15 protein-coding genes, 1 pseudogene and 1 riboswitch are annotated in these 19,368 nt (G+C 72.7%); of the genes and pseudogenes, 8 read left to right on the plus strand and 8 right to left on the minus strand.

Going from position 1 to position 19,368, the window contains the following annotated elements; genetic code table 11:
• The 3 genes from GUI43_RS30795 to GUI43_RS30805 all read right to left on the minus strand — a co-directional run.
• A partial coding sequence (locus GUI43_RS30795; protein WP_170158803.1) for an ATP-binding protein occupies positions 1-1,135 on the minus strand: 1,135 nt, incomplete at its 3' end.
• Positions 1,132-4,800 (minus strand): cobaltochelatase subunit CobN, encoded by a 3,669-nt coding sequence (gene cobN / locus GUI43_RS30800; RefSeq protein ID WP_112700358.1) that lies wholly within the window; start codon positions 4,798-4,800, stop codon positions 1,132-1,134. The genes GUI43_RS30795 and cobN, both read right to left, overlap by 4 nt.
• Positions 4,801-5,058: 258 nt before the next feature.
• A riboswitch (cobalamin riboswitch) is annotated at positions 5,059-5,235 on the minus strand.
• Between the two features lie 424 nt (positions 5,236-5,659).
• Positions 5,660-5,995, minus strand: coding sequence for a hypothetical protein (locus GUI43_RS30805; RefSeq protein ID WP_112588084.1), 336 nt, complete (start codon positions 5,993-5,995; stop codon positions 5,660-5,662).
• A gap of 128 nt (positions 5,996-6,123) precedes the next feature.
• Between GUI43_RS30805 and GUI43_RS30810 the strand changes: the two genes are divergently transcribed.
• Both GUI43_RS30810 and GUI43_RS30815 read left to right on the plus strand, forming a co-directional pair.
• Positions 6,124-6,705: an RNA polymerase sigma factor gene (locus tag GUI43_RS30810; RefSeq protein WP_112588106.1), complete on the plus strand. Its 582-nt coding sequence runs from the start codon at positions 6,124-6,126 to the stop codon at positions 6,703-6,705.
• On the plus strand, positions 6,698-7,417 hold the full coding sequence (locus GUI43_RS30815) for a hypothetical protein (protein ID WP_112700359.1): 720 nt from the start codon (positions 6,698-6,700) through the stop codon (positions 7,415-7,417). Before GUI43_RS30810 ends, GUI43_RS30815 begins: the two co-directional genes overlap by 8 nt.
• Here the strand turns inward: GUI43_RS30815 and GUI43_RS30820 are convergent.
• A complete protein-coding gene (locus GUI43_RS30820; RefSeq protein WP_249037890.1) occupies positions 7,414-8,181 on the minus strand; it encodes a maleylpyruvate isomerase N-terminal domain-containing protein in 768 nt (255 codons plus the stop codon). The two genes, GUI43_RS30815 and GUI43_RS30820, sit on opposite strands and share 4 nt — an antisense overlap.
• A gap of 102 nt (positions 8,182-8,283) precedes the next feature.
• Positions 8,284-8,979 carry a 4a-hydroxytetrahydrobiopterin dehydratase family protein gene (locus GUI43_RS30825; RefSeq protein ID WP_112700360.1) on the minus strand — a complete coding sequence of 232 codons (696 nt, stop codon included), beginning with the start codon at positions 8,977-8,979 and terminating at the stop codon, positions 8,284-8,286.
• A gap of 177 nt (positions 8,980-9,156) precedes the next feature.
• Here GUI43_RS30825 and GUI43_RS30830 point away from each other — a divergent pair, with 177 nt between their 5' ends.
• The 3 genes from GUI43_RS30830 (at position 9,157) to ileS (ending at position 13,762) form a co-directional block, all read left to right on the plus strand.
• Positions 9,157-9,642, plus strand: coding sequence for a hypothetical protein (locus GUI43_RS30830; RefSeq protein WP_249037891.1), 486 nt, complete (start codon positions 9,157-9,159; stop codon positions 9,640-9,642).
• 31 nt (positions 9,643-9,673) lie between these two features.
• Positions 9,674-10,336 carry a hypothetical protein gene (locus GUI43_RS30835; protein ID WP_211326784.1) on the plus strand — a complete coding sequence of 221 codons (663 nt, stop codon included), beginning with the start codon at positions 9,674-9,676 and terminating at the stop codon, positions 10,334-10,336.
• Between the two features lie 279 nt (positions 10,337-10,615).
• Entirely contained in the window at positions 10,616-13,762 is a 3,147-nt protein-coding gene (ileS, locus tag GUI43_RS30840; protein ID WP_249037892.1) for an isoleucine--tRNA ligase, read from the plus strand.
• A 20-nt stretch (positions 13,763-13,782) separates the two neighbouring features.
• Here the strand turns inward: ileS and GUI43_RS30845 are convergent, their stop codons facing one another.
• Together GUI43_RS30845 and GUI43_RS30850 are read right to left on the minus strand one after the other, a co-directional pair.
• Complete coding sequence (locus GUI43_RS30845) at positions 13,783-14,679, minus strand: aldo/keto reductase (protein ID WP_112700362.1); 897 nt, start codon at positions 14,677-14,679, stop codon at positions 13,783-13,785.
• 73 nt (positions 14,680-14,752) lie between these two features.
• Entirely contained in the window at positions 14,753-15,964 is a 1,212-nt protein-coding gene (locus GUI43_RS30850; protein WP_112590235.1) for an MFS transporter, read from the minus strand.
• A gap of 211 nt (positions 15,965-16,175) precedes the next feature.
• On the opposite strand from GUI43_RS30850, the gene GUI43_RS30855 reads away from it, so the two are divergent.
• The gene (locus GUI43_RS30855; RefSeq protein ID WP_112700363.1) at positions 16,176-17,168 is read left to right on the plus strand and encodes a LacI family DNA-binding transcriptional regulator; all 993 of its coding nucleotides are present in this window, start codon (positions 16,176-16,178) and stop codon (positions 17,166-17,168) included.
• A 91-nt stretch (positions 17,169-17,259) separates the two neighbouring features.
• Complete coding sequence (locus GUI43_RS30860) at positions 17,260-17,988, plus strand: alpha/beta hydrolase (protein WP_112700364.1); 729 nt, start codon at positions 17,260-17,262, stop codon at positions 17,986-17,988.
• 469 nt (positions 17,989-18,457) lie between these two features.
• Here GUI43_RS30860 and GUI43_RS35225 read toward each other — a convergent pair whose 3' ends face one another.
• Positions 18,458-19,063 carry an FUSC family protein gene (locus tag GUI43_RS35225; RefSeq protein ID WP_502322467.1) on the minus strand — a complete coding sequence of 202 codons (606 nt, stop codon included), beginning with the start codon at positions 19,061-19,063 and terminating at the stop codon, positions 18,458-18,460.
• Between GUI43_RS35225 and GUI43_RS34800 the strand changes: the two are divergent.
• A pseudogene (locus tag GUI43_RS34800) lies at positions 18,953-19,368 on the plus strand (hypothetical protein); the annotation flags it as partial. The gene GUI43_RS35225 and the pseudogene GUI43_RS34800 overlap by 111 nt on opposite strands.

The following is a 19,368-nucleotide window of genomic DNA, read 5'->3' on the forward strand; positions in this document are numbered from 1 at the left end:
CGCTTGGTCCGCCCCCGTTCGGGCCGCCGCCACCGGCCGGGCCACCGCCCTGCGGGGGGCCACCGTCCGGGCCGCGGTCGTCGGGGCCGGCGTCGTCCGGGTCGTCGGGGTGGGCGTCCTGGGCGCGCTGCAACGCCTCGTCGAGGCGCTTCTCGTCCAGCCCGGGGGTGTCGAACGGGTCGCGGCGGCGGCGGTGCGGCAGGGCCAGCCGGGCGGCCACCCGGACGTCGTCGATGGTGACCCGGTCCCGGCCGTGCCAGGCGGCGTGGGCGAGGGCGGTCCGGGCGGTGACGATGTCGGCCCGCATCCCGTCCACGTCGAACGCCGCACACACCTCGGCGATCTGCCGCAATGCGGCGTCCGGCAGTCGTACCCCGGGAAGTCGGCGGCGGGCGGCGGCCACATGGTCGGCGATCTCCGCGTCGGCGTCGGCCCAGCGGGCGGCGAAGCCGGCCGGGTCCGCGTCGGCGGCCAGCCGGCGGCGGACCACCTCGACCCTGATCTCCGGGTCCCGGCTGGCGCCCACCTCCACTGTGAGCCCGAACCGGTCGAGCAGTTGCGGGCGCAGCTCCCCCTCCTCCGGGTTCATCGTGCCGACCAGCAGGAACCGGGCCGCGTGGCTGACCGAGACGCCCTCCCGCTCGACGTGGCTGCGGCCCATCGCCGCCGCGTCGAGCAGCAGGTCGACGAGGTGGTCGTGCAGCAGGTTGACCTCGTCGACGTAGAGCACACCCCGGTGCGCGGCGGCCAGCAGGCCCGGCTCGAAGGCGCGTACCCCCTCGCCGATCGCCTTCTCCAGATCCAGCGCGCCGACCACCCGGTCCTCGGCGGCGCCCACCGGCAGCTCGACGAGGCGGGCCGGACGGGTCTCGGCGGCGGCGTCGGCCGGGTGCGGGCCGTCCGGGCAGTCCGGGTCGGGCTCGGCCGGATCACAGCCGAACCGGCAGCCGGCCACCCGGCGCACCGGCGGCAGCAGCGCGGCGAGAGCCCGCACGGCGGTGGACTTGGCGGTCCCCTTCTCACCCCGGACCAGCACCCCGCCGATCGCCGGGGAGACCGCGTTGAGCAGCAACGCCAGCCGCATGTCGGCCATGCCGAGCACCGCGCTGAACGGGTAGGTCGTGGTCGCGGTCATGCCCGGTCCTCCAGGTCGCCCTCGCTGGCCAGGTACGTGTCGCGCAGCCGGTCGAGGGTGGCCGGCTCCGGCTTGGCCCACAGCCCCCGGTCGGCGGCCTCCAACAGCCGCTCGGTGATGCCGCGCAACGCCCACGGGTTGGATTTCTCCAGGAACTCGCGGGTGGTCTCGTCGAAGAGGTACGCGGCGGCCAGGTGCTCGTACATCCAGTCGTCGACAACACCGGCGGTGGCGTCGTAGCCGAACAGGTAGTCCACTGTGGCCGCCAGCTCGAACGCGCCCTTGTAGCCGTGCCGGCGCATCGCGGCGATCCACTTGGGGTTGACCACCCGGGCCCGGAACACCCGCCGGGTCTCCTCGCCCAGCGTGCGGGTGCGCACGTCGTGCGGCATCGCCGAGTCACCCACGTACGCCTGCGGTGACGTACCGGTGAGGTGGCGGACCATCGCCACCATCCCGCCGTGGTACTGGAAGTAGTCGTCAGAGTCGACGATGTCGTGCTCGCGGGTGTCCTGGTTCTTCACCGCCACCGCGATCCGGGCGAACGAGCGCTCCATGTCGGCGCGCGCCTCCCGCCCGTCCAGGCCCCGGCCGTACGCGTATCCGCCCCACACCGCGTACACCTCGGCCAGGTCGGCGTCGCTGCGCCAGGTCCGCGCGTCGATCAGGGGCAGCAGCCCAGCGCCGTACGCGCCGGGCTTGGAGCCGAAGATCCGGGCGGTGGCCCGCCGCTCGTCGCCGTGCTCGGCGAGGTCGGCGGCGACGTGCGCCCGCAGGTAGTTCTCCTCGGCCGGTTCGTCCAGGGCGGCGACCCGCCGGACGGCGTCGTCGAGCAGCGCCACCACGTGCGGAAACGCGTCGCGGAAGAACCCGGAGATGCGCACTGTGACGTCGACGCGCGGGCGGCCCAGCTCGGCGGTCGGCACCACCTCGATGCCGGTGACCCGCCGGGACCGGTCGTCCCAGACCGGCCGGCAGCCCAGCAGCGCGAGCACCTCGGCGATGTCGTCGCCCTGGGTCCGCATCGCGCTGGTGCCCCACACTGTCAACCCCACCGAGCGGGGGTACGCCCCGGTGTCGGCGAGGTGCCGGGCCAGCAGCGAGTCGGCGAGGGCCACCCCGACGTCCCAGGCGTTGCGGCTGGGGATGGCCTTCGGGTCGACGGAGTAGAAGTTGCGGCCGGTGGGCAGCACGTTGACAAGGCCGCGGGTGGGTGAGCCGGACGGGCCGGGCGGCACGAACCTCCCGTCCAGCGCCCCGAGGGTGTTGGTCAGCTCGTCGGTGGTCCGGTCCAGTCGGGGCACCAGCTCGGTGGCGGCGAAGTGCAGAACCGCGGCGACGTCCGGGATCGACCGACCGGTCACCTCGGTCACCACGGCGTCAACAGTGTCCACTGCCCAGTCCAGGGTTTCCATGCCCACGACCAGCCGCCGCGCGAGGGCCTCGATGAGGTCGATCGCGTCGGCGGCGGTGCCGGCCGGCCCGTCCACCACGTCGGTCAGCGCCGCAGGCAGTGCCCGTCGCTGTCCCGGCGACGCGAGCAGCTCCTGCTCGTCGAGGGAGTACGCGACGGCGAGGGCCTGTCGCAGGCCGGGCAGGGCCCGGGCGCCGCCCCAGATCTGTGGGGCGCGCAGCACCGCCAGGACCAGGTTGACCCGGGGCTCGCCGGTGGGCGCGTCGGCGAGGATGTGCAGCCCGTCGCGGATCTGCACGTCCTTGACCTCGCACAGGTACCCGTCGAGGTGCAGCACGAAGTCGTCGAAGTCGTCCGCGTCGGGCATCGCCTCGGCGTGCAGGTCGTGGTGCAGTTCGGCGGCGCGCACCAGGTCCCAGATCTGGGCCCGCACGGTGGGTACCTTGGCCGGGTCGAGGGCCTGCACTGTCGCGTACTCGTCGAGCAGTTGTTCCAGTTTGGCCAGGTCGCCGTAGGTCTCGGCGCGGGCCATCGGCGGGACCAGGTGGTCGACGACAACGGCGTGCGCCCGCCGCTTGGCCTGGGTGCCCTCGCCGGGGTCGTTGACGATGAACGGGTACACCAGCGGCAGGTCGCCGAGGACCGCGTCGGGCGCGCAGTCGGCGGCCAGGCCGAGGCCCTTGCCGGGCAGCCACTCCAGGGTGCCGTGCTTACCCAGGTGCACCACGGCGTCCGCGCCGAAGCCGCCGTCCGCGACCGGCGCGGTCAGCCAGCGGTACGCGGCCAGGTAGTGGTGGCTGGGCGGCAGGTCCGGGTCGTGGTAGATGGCGATCGGGTTCTCCCCGAAGCCGCGGGGCGGCTGGATCAGCAGCACCACGTTGCCGAAGCGCAGCCCCGCGAGCACGATGTCGCCGCCCTCGGTGTACAGCTCGCCCGGCGGCTCACCCCAGTGCTCCCGCATCCGCCCGCGCAGCTCGGCCGGGACCTCGTCGAACCAGCGCCGGTACGTCGGTCCCGGTATCCGGGCCTCGGCGGCGGCCAACTGCTCCGGGGTGAGCCACTCCACGTCGTGACCACCGGCGGCGATCAGCGCGTGGATCAGCGCGTCGCCGTCGTCGGGCGGTGGCGCGTCGCCCAGGTCGTAGCCGGCCTCGGCCAACGCGGCGAACAGCCGGACCGCCGAAGCCGGGGTGTCCAACCCGACGGCGTTGCCGACCCGGGAGTGCTTGGTGGGGTACGAGCTGAGCACCACGGCGACCCGCTTGTCGGCGTGCGGCACGTACCGCAGCCGGGCGTGGCGCACCGCGATCCCGGCGACCCGGGCGGCCCGCTCGGGATCGGCGGCGTAGACCGAGAGCCCGTCGGCGTCGATCTGCTTGAACGAGAACGGCACTGTGACGATCCGGCCGTCGAACTCGGGGATGGCCACCTGCATGGCGGCGTCCAGTGGGGACAGGCCGGCGTCGCTGTCGGCCCACTGCGCGCGGGTGCTGGTGAGGCAGAGCGCCTGGATGACCGGCACGTCCAGGGCGGCCAGGGCGCCGACGTCCCAGGCGTCCTCGTCGCCGCCACCGGAGGCGTCCGCGGCGACCGCGCCGCCGGCCGCGAGCACCGTGACCAGCAGCGCGTCACAGCGGGCGAAGAGCCCGAGTGGGCCGGCGCCCGCGGTCAGCCCGCGCAGCGAGCCGCAGAAGATCGGCAGCGGGTTGCCGCCGGCTTTGCGGACCGCGTCCGCGAGCACGTCGACGAAGTCGGTGTTGCCGGCGAGGGCGTGCGCCCGGTAGAAGACGATCCCCACTGTGGGCCGGTCCGGGTCGGCGGGGTGTTCGCCGTGCACGCCGTACGCCGGGGTGGGCGCGGGTGCGGCGAACCCCTCGCCGGTGAGCAGCACCGTGTCGGAGAGGAACCGGGCCAACTGCCCGAGGTTGTCCGGGCCGCCTTCCACCAGGTACGCCAGCGCCTGGGTGACGACCCCGGACGGCACTGTGGAGATGGCCATCAGCTCCGCGTCGGGCAGCGCCTCGCCGCCGAGCACGACCGTCGGCACGCCGGTGGCGAGCACCGCTGCGAGGCCGTCCGGCCACGCCTGCCGACCACCGAGCAGGCGTACGACGACGAGGGCGACCCCGTCGAGCAGGGCGGGCACCTCGTCGGCGGCGACCCGCGCGGGGTTGGCGAGCCGGTAGTCGGCGCCGCTGGCGCGGGCGGCCAGCAGGTCGGTGTCGGCGGTGGACAGCAGCAGGATGCGCACGGCAGGCTCCGGAGAGTGACGCCCTGGGCCCTCACAGGGGCGACCGGGGCGATTCGGGTGGGTACGGCGTCAGCCGGTACGACGGCCCGAGCGAACGGCGCACCGACGCATGGGTCGGGGCCGGTCAGCGCCGGGCGATCAGCTCAGCGGTGCCGGTGGCCGGTGTCCTTGGAATGCACTGCCTGGAGCGCAATACGACGACAATCGTCGATGGATGAGACGCCGTGCGTCATCGGGTCCTCCTCGGGTGTCCACGCCCTGGGGTACGTCCCGACGGCCGAAGTATCCTGGCTTCCGGATCAACGCTCTCCCCCGGCCTTCCAACCGCAGACACACGGCCGTGACTCACGAGGGGGGATCGCTCCCCGGTGACAGTGGCGGGACCGCGTCGGATTCGCACCGACTTCCTTCACTGCCGTCAGGCCGCGAATGCTGCCACACCGGCGCGCCGCCGGTCAACGCGGACCCCACCGCCACCCGACCACGCTCACAGCATTGACCTGCGGGAATATAGGCGCGCGCGGGTTGCCTCTCGCCACATTGGCGGGCTGGGCGACTGGTTGATCGGCCTCGCGGACTGGCCCGTGGCAGGGGGCGGAGTGTTCACGCGGCCCCTTTGGAGCTGATGTCGTAGACGATTCAGCCGCCTCGGCTCCCGGTCCGCGCCTCGGCTTCAGGTCCGCGCCTCGGCTCCCGGTCCGCGCCTCGGCTCCCGGTCCGCGCCTACGGCGATGTCGCCAACGATTCAGCTCCAAAGGCGCCGAACGACACATGCGTGGGTAGTCGACGATTCGTCCGCCGGGGACTGCCCGAGACCGAACACGCCACGCGCGACGACCGACACCGGTCGACGCCCCGATCAGCGGGCGTGGCGTTCCGGGTGGGCCCGGCTCCAGGTCCGCATCCGTTCCGGGTAGCCGGTGCGTGCCGCCTCGTACAGCGGCACCGCGTGCTTGCGGGCGATGGCCCCGGCCGCGCGGGGCGTTCCGGTACGGCGGCGGATCCACTCGCCGTCGTGGGCGATCGCCACCACTGTGGTGTCCGTCGCGGTCGTCTCCGGTTCCAGGTAGAACTCCACCCCGCGTCGGGTGGCGACGAACGCCTCCAGCGCCGCGAGGTCGTCGCGGGTCGCCTCCCGGTCCAGCTTCGTCGGGGTCGCCTCGGCACCCCGTGACCGGCGGTTGAACCAGCTCATGCCCCGCCCCTCTCCTCGACGTCCCTCCAGTGCAGCACCGGTTCCTGGCAATACGCTGCACGCCGGATGGGAGAGAGCTGACCTGCGTCGGGAAATCCCTGTGGAACCCGCGGCGGCTGGGCGGTGTCATGAGTGTGATCCGAACGGAGGCTCCCCTGGACGACGAGGCGCTCGTCACCCGCGCTCGGGCAGGTGACCTGGAGGCGTACAACCTCCTGGTCGCCCGGCACACCGCGTCCGCGTACCGGACCGCGGTGCTGCTCGGCGCGGGCTCGGACTCCGAGGACGTCATCCAGGAGGCGTTTGTGAAGGCGTACCGGAAGCTGTCCCGTTACCGGGGTGACGCGTCCTTCCGGTCGTGGCTGCTCGCGATCGTCGCGAACGAGACCCGCAACCTGCACCGCTCCCGTGGCCGGCGCGACGGCCTCGTCCTGCGGGCGGCGGCAGCGGACCCGACGTCCGAGATCGCCGAGGACGACGCGGTCGGCGCGGTCCTCGCCGGGGAGCGCCGGGCGTCGCTGGTGCAGGCCCTGCGACAACTGCCGGTACGGGACCGCGAGGTGATCGTCTGCCGGTTCTTCCTCGATCTCACCGAGGAGGAGACGGTGGCGGCTCTGGGCTGGCCCCGGGGCACTGTGAAGTCGCGTACGTCCCGGGCGCTGGCGAAGCTTCGTGGCCTGCTCGACCGTGAGGAGGTCCGGCATGGGTGACCTCGAACGGGAACTGCGCGACCTGTCCGCCTGGCTGGACACCCCCGATCCACCCGACGTGACCGCCCGCGTCCGCGTACGACTCGGCACGCCCGCGCCCCGGCGGCGCCGGTGGCGGTCGCTCGCCGCGGTGGCGCTCGTCGCCCTGCTGGTGGCGGTGTTGCCGCCGACGCGGGGCGCGATCGCCGACGTCGTCACGGGGCTGCTGCGCTTCGCCGGGGTCAGCATCGCCACCTCACCCGCCCCGACGCCGCCCGGCGGCACCGCGTCGCCGTTGCCCGGGCAGCGGGCCGTCGCCCTGGACGAGGCCCAACGGTCGGTGCGGTTTCCGATCCGCCTGCCGGCGATGCTGGGCACGCCCGAGCAGGTGCTGGTCGCCGACCCGGACGCCACGGGCCGGTACCGGGTGGCGACGCTGCTCTACGACGGGGGCGCGCTGCGCGTCGACGCGTTCGACGGTCACCTCGACCTGGCCTTCCACAAGGAGGTCACTCCGCCGGGCGCGAACTGGGTCCAGGTCAACGGCGACTTCGCCGTCTGGGTCGACGGCCCGCACGTGTTGTCCTACGTGGACCGGGCGGGCGGGATCCGCCGGGAGACCGCCCGACTGGCCGGTTCGACCCTGATCTGGCAGGACAACGACGTGAGCTACCGGCTTGAGGGCACCCTCGCCAAGGCCGAGGCAATCGAGATCGCGCGCTCACTGGGCTAGTGCGCGTTCGGGTCCCAGTCTGCGAGCTGCTCCATAGGCTGGGTGTCGCCGGTGGTCTCCAGGCCGTCGAGCGGGACGCGGTCGTAGAAGTAGAGGACCAGTTCGCTCGCTGCGCCTCGCATCGCCATGTCGCCCGGCTCCGCGTCGGCGGCGAGGTCGTCGCAGCGGACGCCGTCGGCGTTGAGGGTCAGGCGCCAGGAGCGGCCCTCGGTCGTGTGCAGGTCGATGGTCGCCGGCTTGAACGGCCAGGGGACGGTCGTCGCCGCGACGGTCGTCAGGAACTCGTCGACGCCCTCGACCGCGACGTCCGTCGGCAGCGGCTGCGCGGCCCCCTGGGTGAGCTGGGCGTCGTAGGTGTGGACGGCCAACTCCTGGATCTGGTGGCGGGCCACGGCTCCGCTGGTCTGCGGGGCCTGCGAGCGGCCCCACCAGGTCCAGCAGCCGCGGTCCGGGCCGGCCGCGCGCATCGCGTCGAGCATGAGCTCGGTCGACTCGGCGAGCCAGGCGTCCAGGGCTTCGCGGTCCCGGGGCGCGGTCGGGGCGCCCTTCGGGTCCGTCCTCGCCGGGGGCTCGGCGCCCGGGCCCGCCGCGATGATGGCGGCCTGGCGGCGGCGGCCGTCGCCGAGGTGCTGTGCCAGTTCGCGCAGCGTCCAGTCCGGACAGGTTGGGACCTGGGCGTCAAGGTCGGGGGCGGACGCGATCGCGGCGCGGACCGCGGCCGAGCGGTCTTCGATCAGCCGCAGGACCTCAGGAAAATCCAACATGTTCTGCACCTCGGTTGTGTACCAGTACGCTCCGACCACGGACAGCGAATTTGTCTGACGAACGCGTCGACAGCCGAGCGGAGCGCTGGCGGTCAGCCCGGTCTACGAGTCATCTCGGCCCTGCCAGGTCGTCACACAAGCCTCGTTACCCTCGATATCGGCGAGAACCCAGAAGGCGGGAGCATGGGACGCGGATACAAGTCGGCCACCGGCCGCCAGCGCGGCTTCGATCCGTCGTGGTGCCTCGTCGTGCGGGACACAGATGTCGAAGTGGATGCGATTCCGGTCCGGGCGTGGCTGATCCATCTGCTGAAACCACATCGCCGGCCCCTGCCCGACCGGGTCGACGATCGGATCCCTGGGACCGTCGGCTCCCGCCTCGTCCGTGTAGCCCAGCACGGCCTTCCAGAACGGCCGGACCGCTGCGATGTCGAGCGCGTCGACAGCGATCTCCACGAGCTGCACCGACCGCGAAGCTCCCGTACCAATCTCAGGCGCCGTCCGTAGCCCGACGTTCCTCATGGCGGTGGAAATCCGATGCGCAAGGTCGATATCGCAAGCGGTGAGCGACGCCCGATCCGCCGACTGCAGGGTCAGGACGACCCGGTCTGGTCGGATATCAGCGCGTAGGTGCCCGTCGGCGTCGCTACCGCACGCCGCCACCACACGCGCCGCCGCCTCGGTTGCCTGGACCAATGAGGCGACGGGGACCGACGTGCGCAACGCGCCCAGCAAATACCGCCATCCCTGGTCGCTGACCGCGTCCGAGGCCGCCTGCCGACCCAGTGTCTGTTCCACCTGGACATCCTCACACGCGCCCGTAAGGGTCTGTCCCCTCTGGCCTCGCCGCCGTCAACCCGGTAGACGTTCCCGGTCAGAGCAATAGGAACCCGGCCGGCCCGGGCGGTGTCGGAAAGGTGCGACGAGTCCTCGGCGCGTATCGGAAGGGGCGAGATGGGTTCCTGGGGAAGGTTGATGCTGGCATCCTCGGTGGTCCTGCTGGCGGGGTGCACGACCACCACCAGCGGCGCGGCGCCGACGGCGGGGGCGGCCACCACCGCGAGCACCGAGACCGCCTGCGCGGCGCGCGTCGAGACGGGGTCCCTGCCCGACTGGGCGGACGCCGGGTTCAGCGGGGACGCGCGGGCTCCGCACGTCTTCGGCGCGAAGGGTCACATCGTGGCGGTGCTGTTCGCCCATCCCCTGCGGCCGGTCCGGACGGACGGGTCGAACAACAAGATCCTCTGGGTGGCCCGCGCCGCCACGACCTCGCCCGACCCGACCGCACCGGCAACCCTGGTGATCACCGCGAGGCTGGACGGCACCGACACCCGGGTGATCCGGGAGGTCGCCGGCGGTCCCGGTCCGTCGATCATCGACCTGCCACAGGCCGGTTGCTGGCGCCTCGACCTGCGCTGGTCCGGGCACACCGACACGATGGACCTGGTCTACGCCCCCTGAGCCAGTGCCCCGGCCGGCTAGGCTGCCCGACGTGCTGGAGGACATGCGGACGGCGGCCCGCAACAACGCCGAATGGTGCGACATCGTCTGCGGCAGCCACGGGTTGGCCGGCCGTACCGACGCCGACGCCTGGTCGGTCCCCCACCGTTCGCCACAGTGGTACCCGGACGCGGTCACACTGCGGCCGGGCGTCGACGCCGAGGCCCTGCTGGCCCGGATCGACGCGGGGCCCGGCGCGTCGGTGAAGGACAGCTTCGCCGACCTCGACCTGTCCGGGTACGGGTTCCGGGTGCTCTTCGACGCCCAGTGGATCCACCGGCCACCGTCGGCACCACCTGTCGACACACCGCTGGCCCCGGTCACCACATCCGACGAGCTGGCGGCCTGGGCGGCGGCCCACGGCGGTGGGGACCTGTTCCGCCCCGCGATCCTGGCCGACCCCCGGGTACGGGTTCTCGCCCGCCGCGACGACCGGGGCGTGATCATCGGTGGGGCGGTGCTCAGCGGCGACGGCCCGTACGGCGTCTCCAACCTGTTCACCCGGACCGACAGCTCCCGGGACATCTGGCGCGCGGTGTGCGCCACACTGCCCGACGCACCGCTGGTCGGCTACGAAACTACAGCGGACCTGACGCCGGCGCTCTCCGCCGGCTTCACCACCACCGGCCCACTCCGCGTCTGGCTGCACGGCTAGCGCTCCGGCCACGGGCTCCGCGCACGGACAGCTATGCTGGGCGGCATCGGCACCGATCCGGCCATCACCGGGGAGCCTCCGGAAGAACGGGCAGCTCCGCCGCCTCAGTAGAACCGGACGTAGCGGCACGTCACGTCGCGAAATTGAGCGGCGCCCGCACCATTGAGGCGCAAGCGGGGTGGTACCGCGGAGTCCTGGCCATACGCCCGGCACTTCGTCCCCGCGTGGGCAGTGAGCTGATGCCCGCGCGAGCGGACGTGGAGTGTAGGGAGAACGTCGGTGCCGGACGGTCCGTTGAAGTCACCATTCGTGCCACTGCCCACCAAGATCGACCTTGGTGGGATCGACCGTGCGGTCATCGAGTGGTGGCAGTCAAACAACGTGTTCAACCGGAGTCTGGAGCAGACGGCCGACGGTCCGCCGTGGGTGTTCTACGAGGGGCCGCCGACCGCCAACGGCACGCCGGGCACCCACCACATCGAGGCGCGGGTCTTCAAGGACCTCTTTCCCCGGTACCGGACGATGCGGGGCTTCTCGGTGCCGCGCCGTGCCGGGTGGGACTGCCACGGCCTGCCCGTTGAGCTCGCGGTGGAGAAGGAACTGGGGCTCAGCGGCAAGCCCGACATCGAGAAGATGGGCGTCGCGGAGTTCAACGCCCTGTGCCGCGCCTCGGTGCTGCGGCACGTGGACGAGTTCGTCCAGCTCAGCGAACGTATGGGTTACTGGATCGACCTGGAGCATCCGTACCAGACCATGTCCCCGGAGTACGTGGACAGCGTCTGGTGGTCACTGAAGCAGATCCACGACGGCGGGCGACTGGTGGAGGACTTCCGGGTCGCGCCGTACTGCACCCGCGACGGCACGACCCTGTCCGACCACGAGGTGGCGCAGGGGTACGAGACCGTCACCGACCCCTCCGTGTACGTGCGGTTTCCGTTGCGCGGGGACGTGGCCGGCCACAGCGGCGTCGACCTGCTGGTCTGGACCACCACCCCGTGGACCCTGGTGTCCAACACCGCCGTCGCCGTACATCCCGCTGTGACGTACGCCGTCGCCCGCACCGGGCAGGGCACGTTCGTCGTCGCCGAACCGCTGACCCAGCGGGTCCTCGGTGACGAGGCGGAGATCCTGGCGACCGTACCCGGGTCGGCCCTTGAGGGTCTGCGGTACGAGCGGCCGTTCGACCTGGTGGACATCCCGGACGCGCACCGGGTGGTCCTCGCGGAGTACGTCACGACCGAGGACGGCACCGGCCTGGTGCACCAGGCGCCGGCCTTCGGCGCGGACGACCTCGCCGTCTGCCGCGCGTACGGGTTGCCGCTGGTCAACCCGGTCGCCCCGAACGGGCGGTTCAACGACGGCATCGACCTGGTCGGTGGGGTGTTCTTCAAGGACGCCGACGCGTTGCTCATCGACCGCCTGAGGAAGTCTGGTCGGTTGTTCCGGCACGAACCGTTCGAGCACCCCTACCCGCACTGCTGGCGGTGCCACACGCCGCTGATGTACTACGCGCAGCCATCCTGGTACATCCGGACGACCGAGGTCCGCGACGAGCTGACGCGGGAGAACGAGAACACCAACTGGTTCCCGGAGCACATCAAACACGGCCGCTACGGCGACTGGCTGAAGAACAACATCGACTGGGCGGTGTCCCGCGCCCGGTACTGGGGCACCCCGCTGCCGCTGTGGCGATGCCCGGACAACCACGTGACAGCTGTCGGTTCCCGCACGGAGCTCGGGGAGCTGGCTGGCGCCGACCTGTCCGAGCTGGATCCGCACCGCCCGTACGTCGACGAGATCACCTTCGCCTGCCCGGACTGCGGCCAGGTCGCCACCCGCGTCCCCGAGGTGATCGACGCCTGGTACGACTCCGGGGCGATGCCGTTCGCGTCGTTGGGCTACCCCCACGTGCCGGGCAGCAAGGAGATCTTCGAGCGCACCTACCCGGCCCAGTACATCTGCGAGGCGATCGATCAGACGCGGGGGTGGTTCTACACGCTGATGGCGGTGGGCACGCTCGTCTTCGACCGGTCCCCGTACGAGAACGTCGTCTGCCTCGGGCACATCCTGGCCGAGGACGGCCGCAAGATGAGCAAACACCTGGGCAACATCCTGCTGCCGATCCCGTTGATGGACACGCACGGCGCCGACGCGGTGCGCTGGTTCATGGCGTGCTCCGGCTCACCGTGGTCGCCGCGCCGGATCGGGCCCGGCCCGCTCGACGAGATCGTCCGCAAGGTGTTGATGACCTACTGGAACACCGCGGCGTTCTTCTCCCTCTACGCGGCGAACTCGACGTGGGCGCCGCATCTGGCGCAGCCGGTCGCCCAGCGACCGGTGTTGGACCGGTGGATCGTCGGCGAGGTCCACGCCCTCGCGGCCGCCGTTGACGAACGGCTGCAGAACTACGACACGGCGCGCGCCGGTCGACTGCTCGCCGACTTCATCGACGACCTGTCGAACTGGTACGTACGGCGGTCGCGGCAGCGTTTCTGGGAGGGCGACCCCGACGCCCTCACCACCCTGTACGAGTGCCTCGACATCCTCACGCGGCTACTGGCGCCGTTCATTCCCTTCGTCACGGAGGAGGTGTGGCAGCAGGTCGTCCGGCGCGGTGCCGAGTCGGCTCCGGAGTCGGTGCACCTGGCGACCTGGCCCACACCCGACACCACACTGATCAGCACGGAGTTGTCGGCCCAGGTGGCCACGGCGCGGGCGTTGGCGGAGGCGGGGCGGTCCGCGCGTAAGGCGAGCAGTCTGCGGATCCGTCAGCCGTTGAGTAGGGCGCTCGTGGGGCTGCCGGCCGGCACCGTCCTCCCGCAGGCGTTGCTGGACGACATCGGCGACGAGTTGAACGTGAAGGTCCTCCAGCCGCTCGATCCCCAGAGCGGGGTCATCGACGTGCAGGTCAAGGCGAACTTCCGGACCCTGGGCCGTCGGTTCGGCAACCGCACCCAGCACGTCGCGAAGGCGATTGCCGCCGTGGCCCCCCGGGAGCTGGTCGACGGCGTCCGGGCGAACGGGACGTACCCACTGTCGGTCGACGGTGCGCAGGTCGAGGTGGGCCTGGACGACATCCTGATCACGGAGGTGCCGCGCACCGGTTGGGTGGTGGAGTCCCAGCGCGGCACGACGATCGCGTTGGACACCGAGATCACCCCCGAGCTGGCAGCCGAGGGCGTCGCACGCGACGTCGTCCGGATCGTCCAGCAGGCCCGCCGCGACGCCGACTTCGAGGTCTCCGACCGGATCACGGTGTCGATCGCCGCCCCCACGGACGTCGCGGCGGCGATCTCCACGCATCAGAAGCTCATCGCGCACGAGACCCTCGCGCTCCAGCTGACGGTTGTGGACGCGTTGTCGGAGGGGTTCTCCGGCACTGTGGGCGACGGTCAGGAGATTGTGGTGCACGTCGTGCGGGCCTGAGCGGTGACGGGGTAAGACGATCAGTGCAGACGGGTCAGGTCTTCCGGGGTCAGGCGTAGGGCTCCAGCGGCGACGTTCTGCGCCAGGTGCTCCGGGTCCGAGGTGCCGGGGATGGCGAGCACGTGGGGACCCTGGTGCAGGGTCCAGGCGAGGCGTACCTGCTGCGGGGTGACGCCGTGGGCGCGGGCGACCGCCTCCACGGCCTCGTCCTGCGCGGTGCTCGCGCCCGTCTCCCGTCCGGTGCCGGCCAGCGCGAAGAACGGCACGTAGGCGATGCCCCGCTCACCGCAGAGCCGGACGAGCGCGTCCTGCTCCCGGTAGGCGTCCACCCCGTAGTTGTTCTGCACGCAGATCACCGGAGCGATGCCCGCCACCTCGTCCAGCTGTTCCGGCCGGACGTTGGAGAGCCCGAGGTGCCGGATCAGTCCGGCGGTCCGCAACTCGGCGAGCGCGCCGAACCGGTCGGCCACCGGCACCGCACCCGGCCCCCGGCCGAGGCGCAGGTTCACCACGTCGAGCTGGTCGCGGCCGAGCCGGCGAAGGTTCTCCTCCACCTGGGCCCGCAACTGCGCCGGGGTGAGCGCCTCGGTGAAGCCCGCCTCCGGGTCGTACCCGAAACCGACCTTGGTGGCGATCACCAGATCCTCCGGGTACGGGGCGAGCGCCGCGCGGATCAGCTCGGTGGCGTAGCGGGCCGGGCCGGTGCCGACGCGCAGGGTGCCGCCGGGCGAGACATAGAACGCGGCAGTGTCGATGTGGTTGACGCCCAGCTCAACGGCCCGGCGCAGCAGGGCGACGGCCCGGTCGGGGTCCGGGTTCGCGGTGATCCGCATGGAGCCGAAGCCCATCCGGTGCACGGTGCGGTCGCCCAGGGTCCAGGTGCCCGCCGCGGCGGCGGTGATCTCATCGGTTGGCATCGGGCGACCGTAACCAGTGCGGGTGCGCGGCGCAGTCGGCCGCGCACCCGATACCGCCCGGCGGCGAAATGGGTTAGTTTTTAACTACCGACGGAGCAGTTTCAGCGGAGTGCGGCGGACGCAGCACCGGCACCAGCAGCAGGGTCGGCAGCAGCAGCAACGGCACCGCCAGCAGCGCGCGTAGGGTGCCGACCTCGTCGCCGACCAGCCCCAGCAACGGCGGGCCACCGAGGAACGCGGTGTAGCCGATCACCGCGACCACGCTCACCCGCACCGCCGCGTGCGCCTCGTCGTCGGCCGCCGCGCTCATCCCGACCGGGAAGCCCAGCGACGCACCCAGGCCCCACAGGGCGACACCGATGACGGCCACCGGCCCGGAGCCCGCCAGCACGGCCAGGCCGGCGCCGACCACGGCGAGGCCGATGGTGCCGCTGAGCACGGGCACCCGACCCCACCGGTCCAGCGCGATGGTGCCGACGGTGCGTCCGACGGTCATGCCCACCACGAAGACCGCGAAGACCGCCGCGCCGGCGGCCTCGCTCAGGTTCCGTCCATCGATGAACGCGACGGCCAGCCAGTCGTTGGCCGCACCCTCGGTGAACGCCGCGACCAGCACGAACAGCCCGATCAACAGGGTGCGCGGCTCCCGCCAGGCGGCGAGTTGCGCCCGGCGACGGGCGGCCGGGGTGGCGTCCGCCGGGTCGCCGTTGTGATCGCTGCCCACGGGCAGGAACGTCCGGGCGGCGAGCGCGGTGCCGGTCAACACGACCACCGCCACCGCGACGAGATGCGCGCCGACCGAGACGTCGAACCGGGCAGCCCCGGCGCCGAGCGCCGCTCCGGCCACCGAACCGAGGCTCCACCCGGCGTGGAACCGGGGCATGATCGTACGGCCCAGCCGCCGTTCCACCGCCGCGCCCTCGACGTTCATCGCCACGTCGCAGGCCCCGGAGCCGTAGCCGAGGGCGACCAGTCCCAGGGCGACGATGGCGAACGACCCGGTCATCGTGGCGCCCAGCCCCGCCACGGTCAGGCCGACCGCGACCAGCACGGTGGCCATCGTCACGGTGCGGGCCGCACCGAATCGCTGGGCGAGCAGGCCGGAGGTGGGCATGGCCAGCAGCGCGCCGACGCTCATCGCCAGCAGCAGCAACCCGAGTCGGCCGGCGGAGAGGTCCAACGCCTCCCGGACCGCCGGGACGCGGGAGAACCAGCTGCCGACGGCGAGCCCGTTGAGGGTGAAGGTGACGGCGACGCCGTTGCGGGCGAGCCGCACCGTCCGCATGGTCGGCGATGCGGTGTCCGGGGCTACGGGTCGACTGGTGGGGGCGCTCACGAGGGTAGGTCCTCTTTCTCGGGGTGATCTCCTGGCACGATCGCACACCTGAGAGCGCTACCACCACAACCGGGAACCGCCCCTTACCGCTGCTGCTCGGGCCGGGGCATGATGTGAGCAGGCGTTGGTCCGACCGGACGGGCCGCCGCAGGAGGCGACGATGACGACAGCGGCACAGCGACCGGCAACTCTCGAGGACGTGGCCCGGGTCGCCGGGGTGTCCCGGTCCACGGCGTCGCGGGTGATCGCCGGCACGGGGTTCGCCTCGCCGGCCGCCCGGAAACAGGTCACGGCAGCCGTCGACCAGCTCGGGTACGTGCCCAACCCGGCCGCCCGGGCGCTGGTCAGCGGCGGGGGCGGCGTACGCCTGGTGGTGGCCGTTCTGGGCACCAGCGCCGCGGTGCTGGACGACCCGTACGTGAACCAGGTGGTCGGCGCCGCCGCTCGGGTGTGCACGCCCGCCGGTGTCGGGGTGGCGCTGTACTGGCTGCCGTTCGGCGACCCCCGCAGCCTCGACCAACTCGACGGGGATCGCAGCGTGTGCGGGGTGATCCTGGTCAACACCACCGAGGAACTGCTGGAGGCGGTGCCCCGGTCGCTGCGCGGTCGGGTGGTCTCGATCGGCGTCGGCTCGGCGACAGTGCCGTCGTTCGACGTCGACAACGCCGCCGGTTCCGAAGCGGTGCTGCGCCATCTGTACGCCTCGGGTCGCCGCCGGATCGCCATGGTGACCGGCCCCCGGTGGCTGCCCTGCGCGCAACGCCCGGTGCAGACGTACCGCCGACTGATGGCCGAGGCCGGCCTACCGGAGCGGATACTCCCCGGGGACTTCAGGGCGCCGCGTGGCCGGGCGGCGGCCGGCGAGGCGCTGCGCCGCTGGCCGGACATCGACGCGATCTACGCGATCAGCGACGACACCGCGCTCGGGGTGATCGCGGGCCTGCGCGACGCCGGTGCGCGGGTGCCCGCGGACGTCGCTGTGGCCGGCTTCGACGACATCCCGTTGGCCGGGATGACCGCCCCGGCGCTGACCACGGCGAGTCATCCGGTGGGGCGGATCGCCGCCGCCGCGGCCACCGCCCTGCTGGACGGGCGCCCGGCGGCTCCGGTGACCCTCTTTCCGTCCGCCCTGGTGGCGCGGGCCAGCGCCTGAGCCGACGCCCGGTCGAGCACACTGACGGTTAACCCCGTACGGGCCGGGTAACCGCGTCGGACCTTTCGTCCACCGTAAGGAGCGCCGACCCGTGTCCGACTCCGCGCCGTCACACTGGGACCCGGCGCCGAGCCCCCGGGACGGCCGGTTGACCGCCCGCCGCCACCCGCCGGTGGCGTCGGGCCGCACCGGGCTGGTGCCGATGACCGGCCCCGACGGTGACCGGCTGGCCCTGGGGTACGCCCCGGAGCCCGCGACCGACGGTTCGGCGTACCGGTTGGTGCTGCTCCTGCACGGTGCGGGCGGTTCGGCGCAACAGGGGCTGGACCTGCTGTTGCCGGTCGCGGACGCGCAGCACCTGCTGCTGGTCGCCCCGGACTCGTCCGCGGCCAGTTGGGACCTGATCGCCGGCGGCTTCGGGGCGGACGTGGGGCGCATCGACGGGCTGTTGACGACCGTCTTCGACACCTACCCGGTGGCCGACGTGACGGTCGGCGGCTTCTCCGACGGCGCCTCGTACGCGCTGTCACTGGGCCTGGCGAACGGGGATCTGTTCGACGCGGTGCTGGCCTTCTCCCCCGGTTTCGCCGCGCCACCGGTCACCCACGGCCAGCCACGGATCTTCATCTCGCACGGCGTCGACGACCGGGTACTGCCCATCGACGTGTGCAGCCGCCGCCTCGTCCCCCGCCTGCACGATCTCGGCTACGACGCGACCTACCAGGAGTTCCCCGGCGGCCACGACATCCCCGCCCCGATCCGCGATTCCGCCGTCGCCTGGCTCACCGCCCATCCTCCACGGGCAGGGAACCAGCGTTGAGCAGTACGGACGTCAGACCGGCGGGAGGCCGAGGGCGTCGTCGACGCGGGCGAGGACGGCGGCGTCGTCCTCCGGGTTGACGCCGCGCAGCAGGTCGATGGCCGTGGCCCGGACCTGACCGATGATCATCGCTAGGGGAAGGGTCTGCGTGGGACCGAAGAGCTGCCCGGCGGCGTGCACCGCGGCCAGCGCCGACTCGTCGGCCCGGGTGGCGTGTCGGTCGGCGGTCTCCTCCTGCCCGTTCAGGTCCGCGGCGAGAGCGGCACCGGCCTGACGGACCGCCTCGGCCAGTGACCGCAGGGCGGCACCCAGCTCGGGCGGGGCCGGAGTGTGCAGCCGGCTGAGGGTCACGCCCGCACGGGCCAGCACGCGGACGTTGCGGACCGCGTAGTCGATCTGCCGGATCGACTCGTCCACCGAGCGCAGCCGACCGATGTGCCGACGTCGACGGACGTTGAGCCGCAGCGCCTCACCGGCGGCCAGCACACCGTCGCGCAGCCCGTCCACCCGGGCGTCCATCCCCCGCGCCTGCCTCAGCGCGCCGACCGCCGCCGGTTCGTCGCGGTCGTCCAGCGCGTCGGCGATCCCGCCGAGCAGCCCGGCCAACTCGTCGAAGGTCCGCCGTACCTCCGCGACCAGCGGCGCCAGCGGATGCCGGGCGTCGACCAGCAGGCTGGCCGCGAGGGCGACCGCGCCACCGACCAGCGCGTCGACGAAGCGGAACGGCACCAACGAGCCGTCCGGCGGTGCGACCACCACCAGGTAGAGCGCGGAGACCGCCGCCTGCACCAGCGTCACGCCGGTGGCGCCGAAGGCCCGCGAGGAGGACGGTGAGCAGGATGACGGTGAACACCGTCCAGGTGCTGCCCGGGCCGAGCGCCTGCACCACCAGGTCCGCGACGAGCACCCCGGCGGCGACACCGAGGATGACCTCGACCGCCCGGCGGATGCGCTGCCCCCGGGCCTGCCCGAGGACGATCAGCGCGGCGGCCGGCGCGAAGAAGGGCTGCGGGTGCCCGAGCAACCGGGTAGCCAACAGCCATGCCACGGTCGCCGCGACGGTCGCCTCCAGCACCGGCCGCCAGCCGTGCCGCAGCCGCCCGCCGGCCGTCCGCAGGCCGCTGAACCGCACCATTCCCAACCTCTCCCACCCACGCCGACCAGCCCGCCGCCCCGGCCCGCCACCCGACCCGACGCCAGGCCGCCAGCTCACCACACCCGCCACCGGCGCACGCCGGCACGCCGCCAACCCGCGACACCACACCGCACCGCCTGCACCACACCGCATCGCACCGCGCGGCACCACAACCACAACGCGGTCTTCGTGCACGTACGGCCCAGCGGGGACGCGCTCTGGCCGTCCAGCTACGCACCGTGGTC

Origin of the sequence: Micromonospora noduli, assembly GCF_003264365.1 — a bacterium.
Taxonomy (GTDB): domain Bacteria; phylum Actinomycetota; class Actinomycetes; order Mycobacteriales; family Micromonosporaceae; genus Micromonospora; species Micromonospora noduli.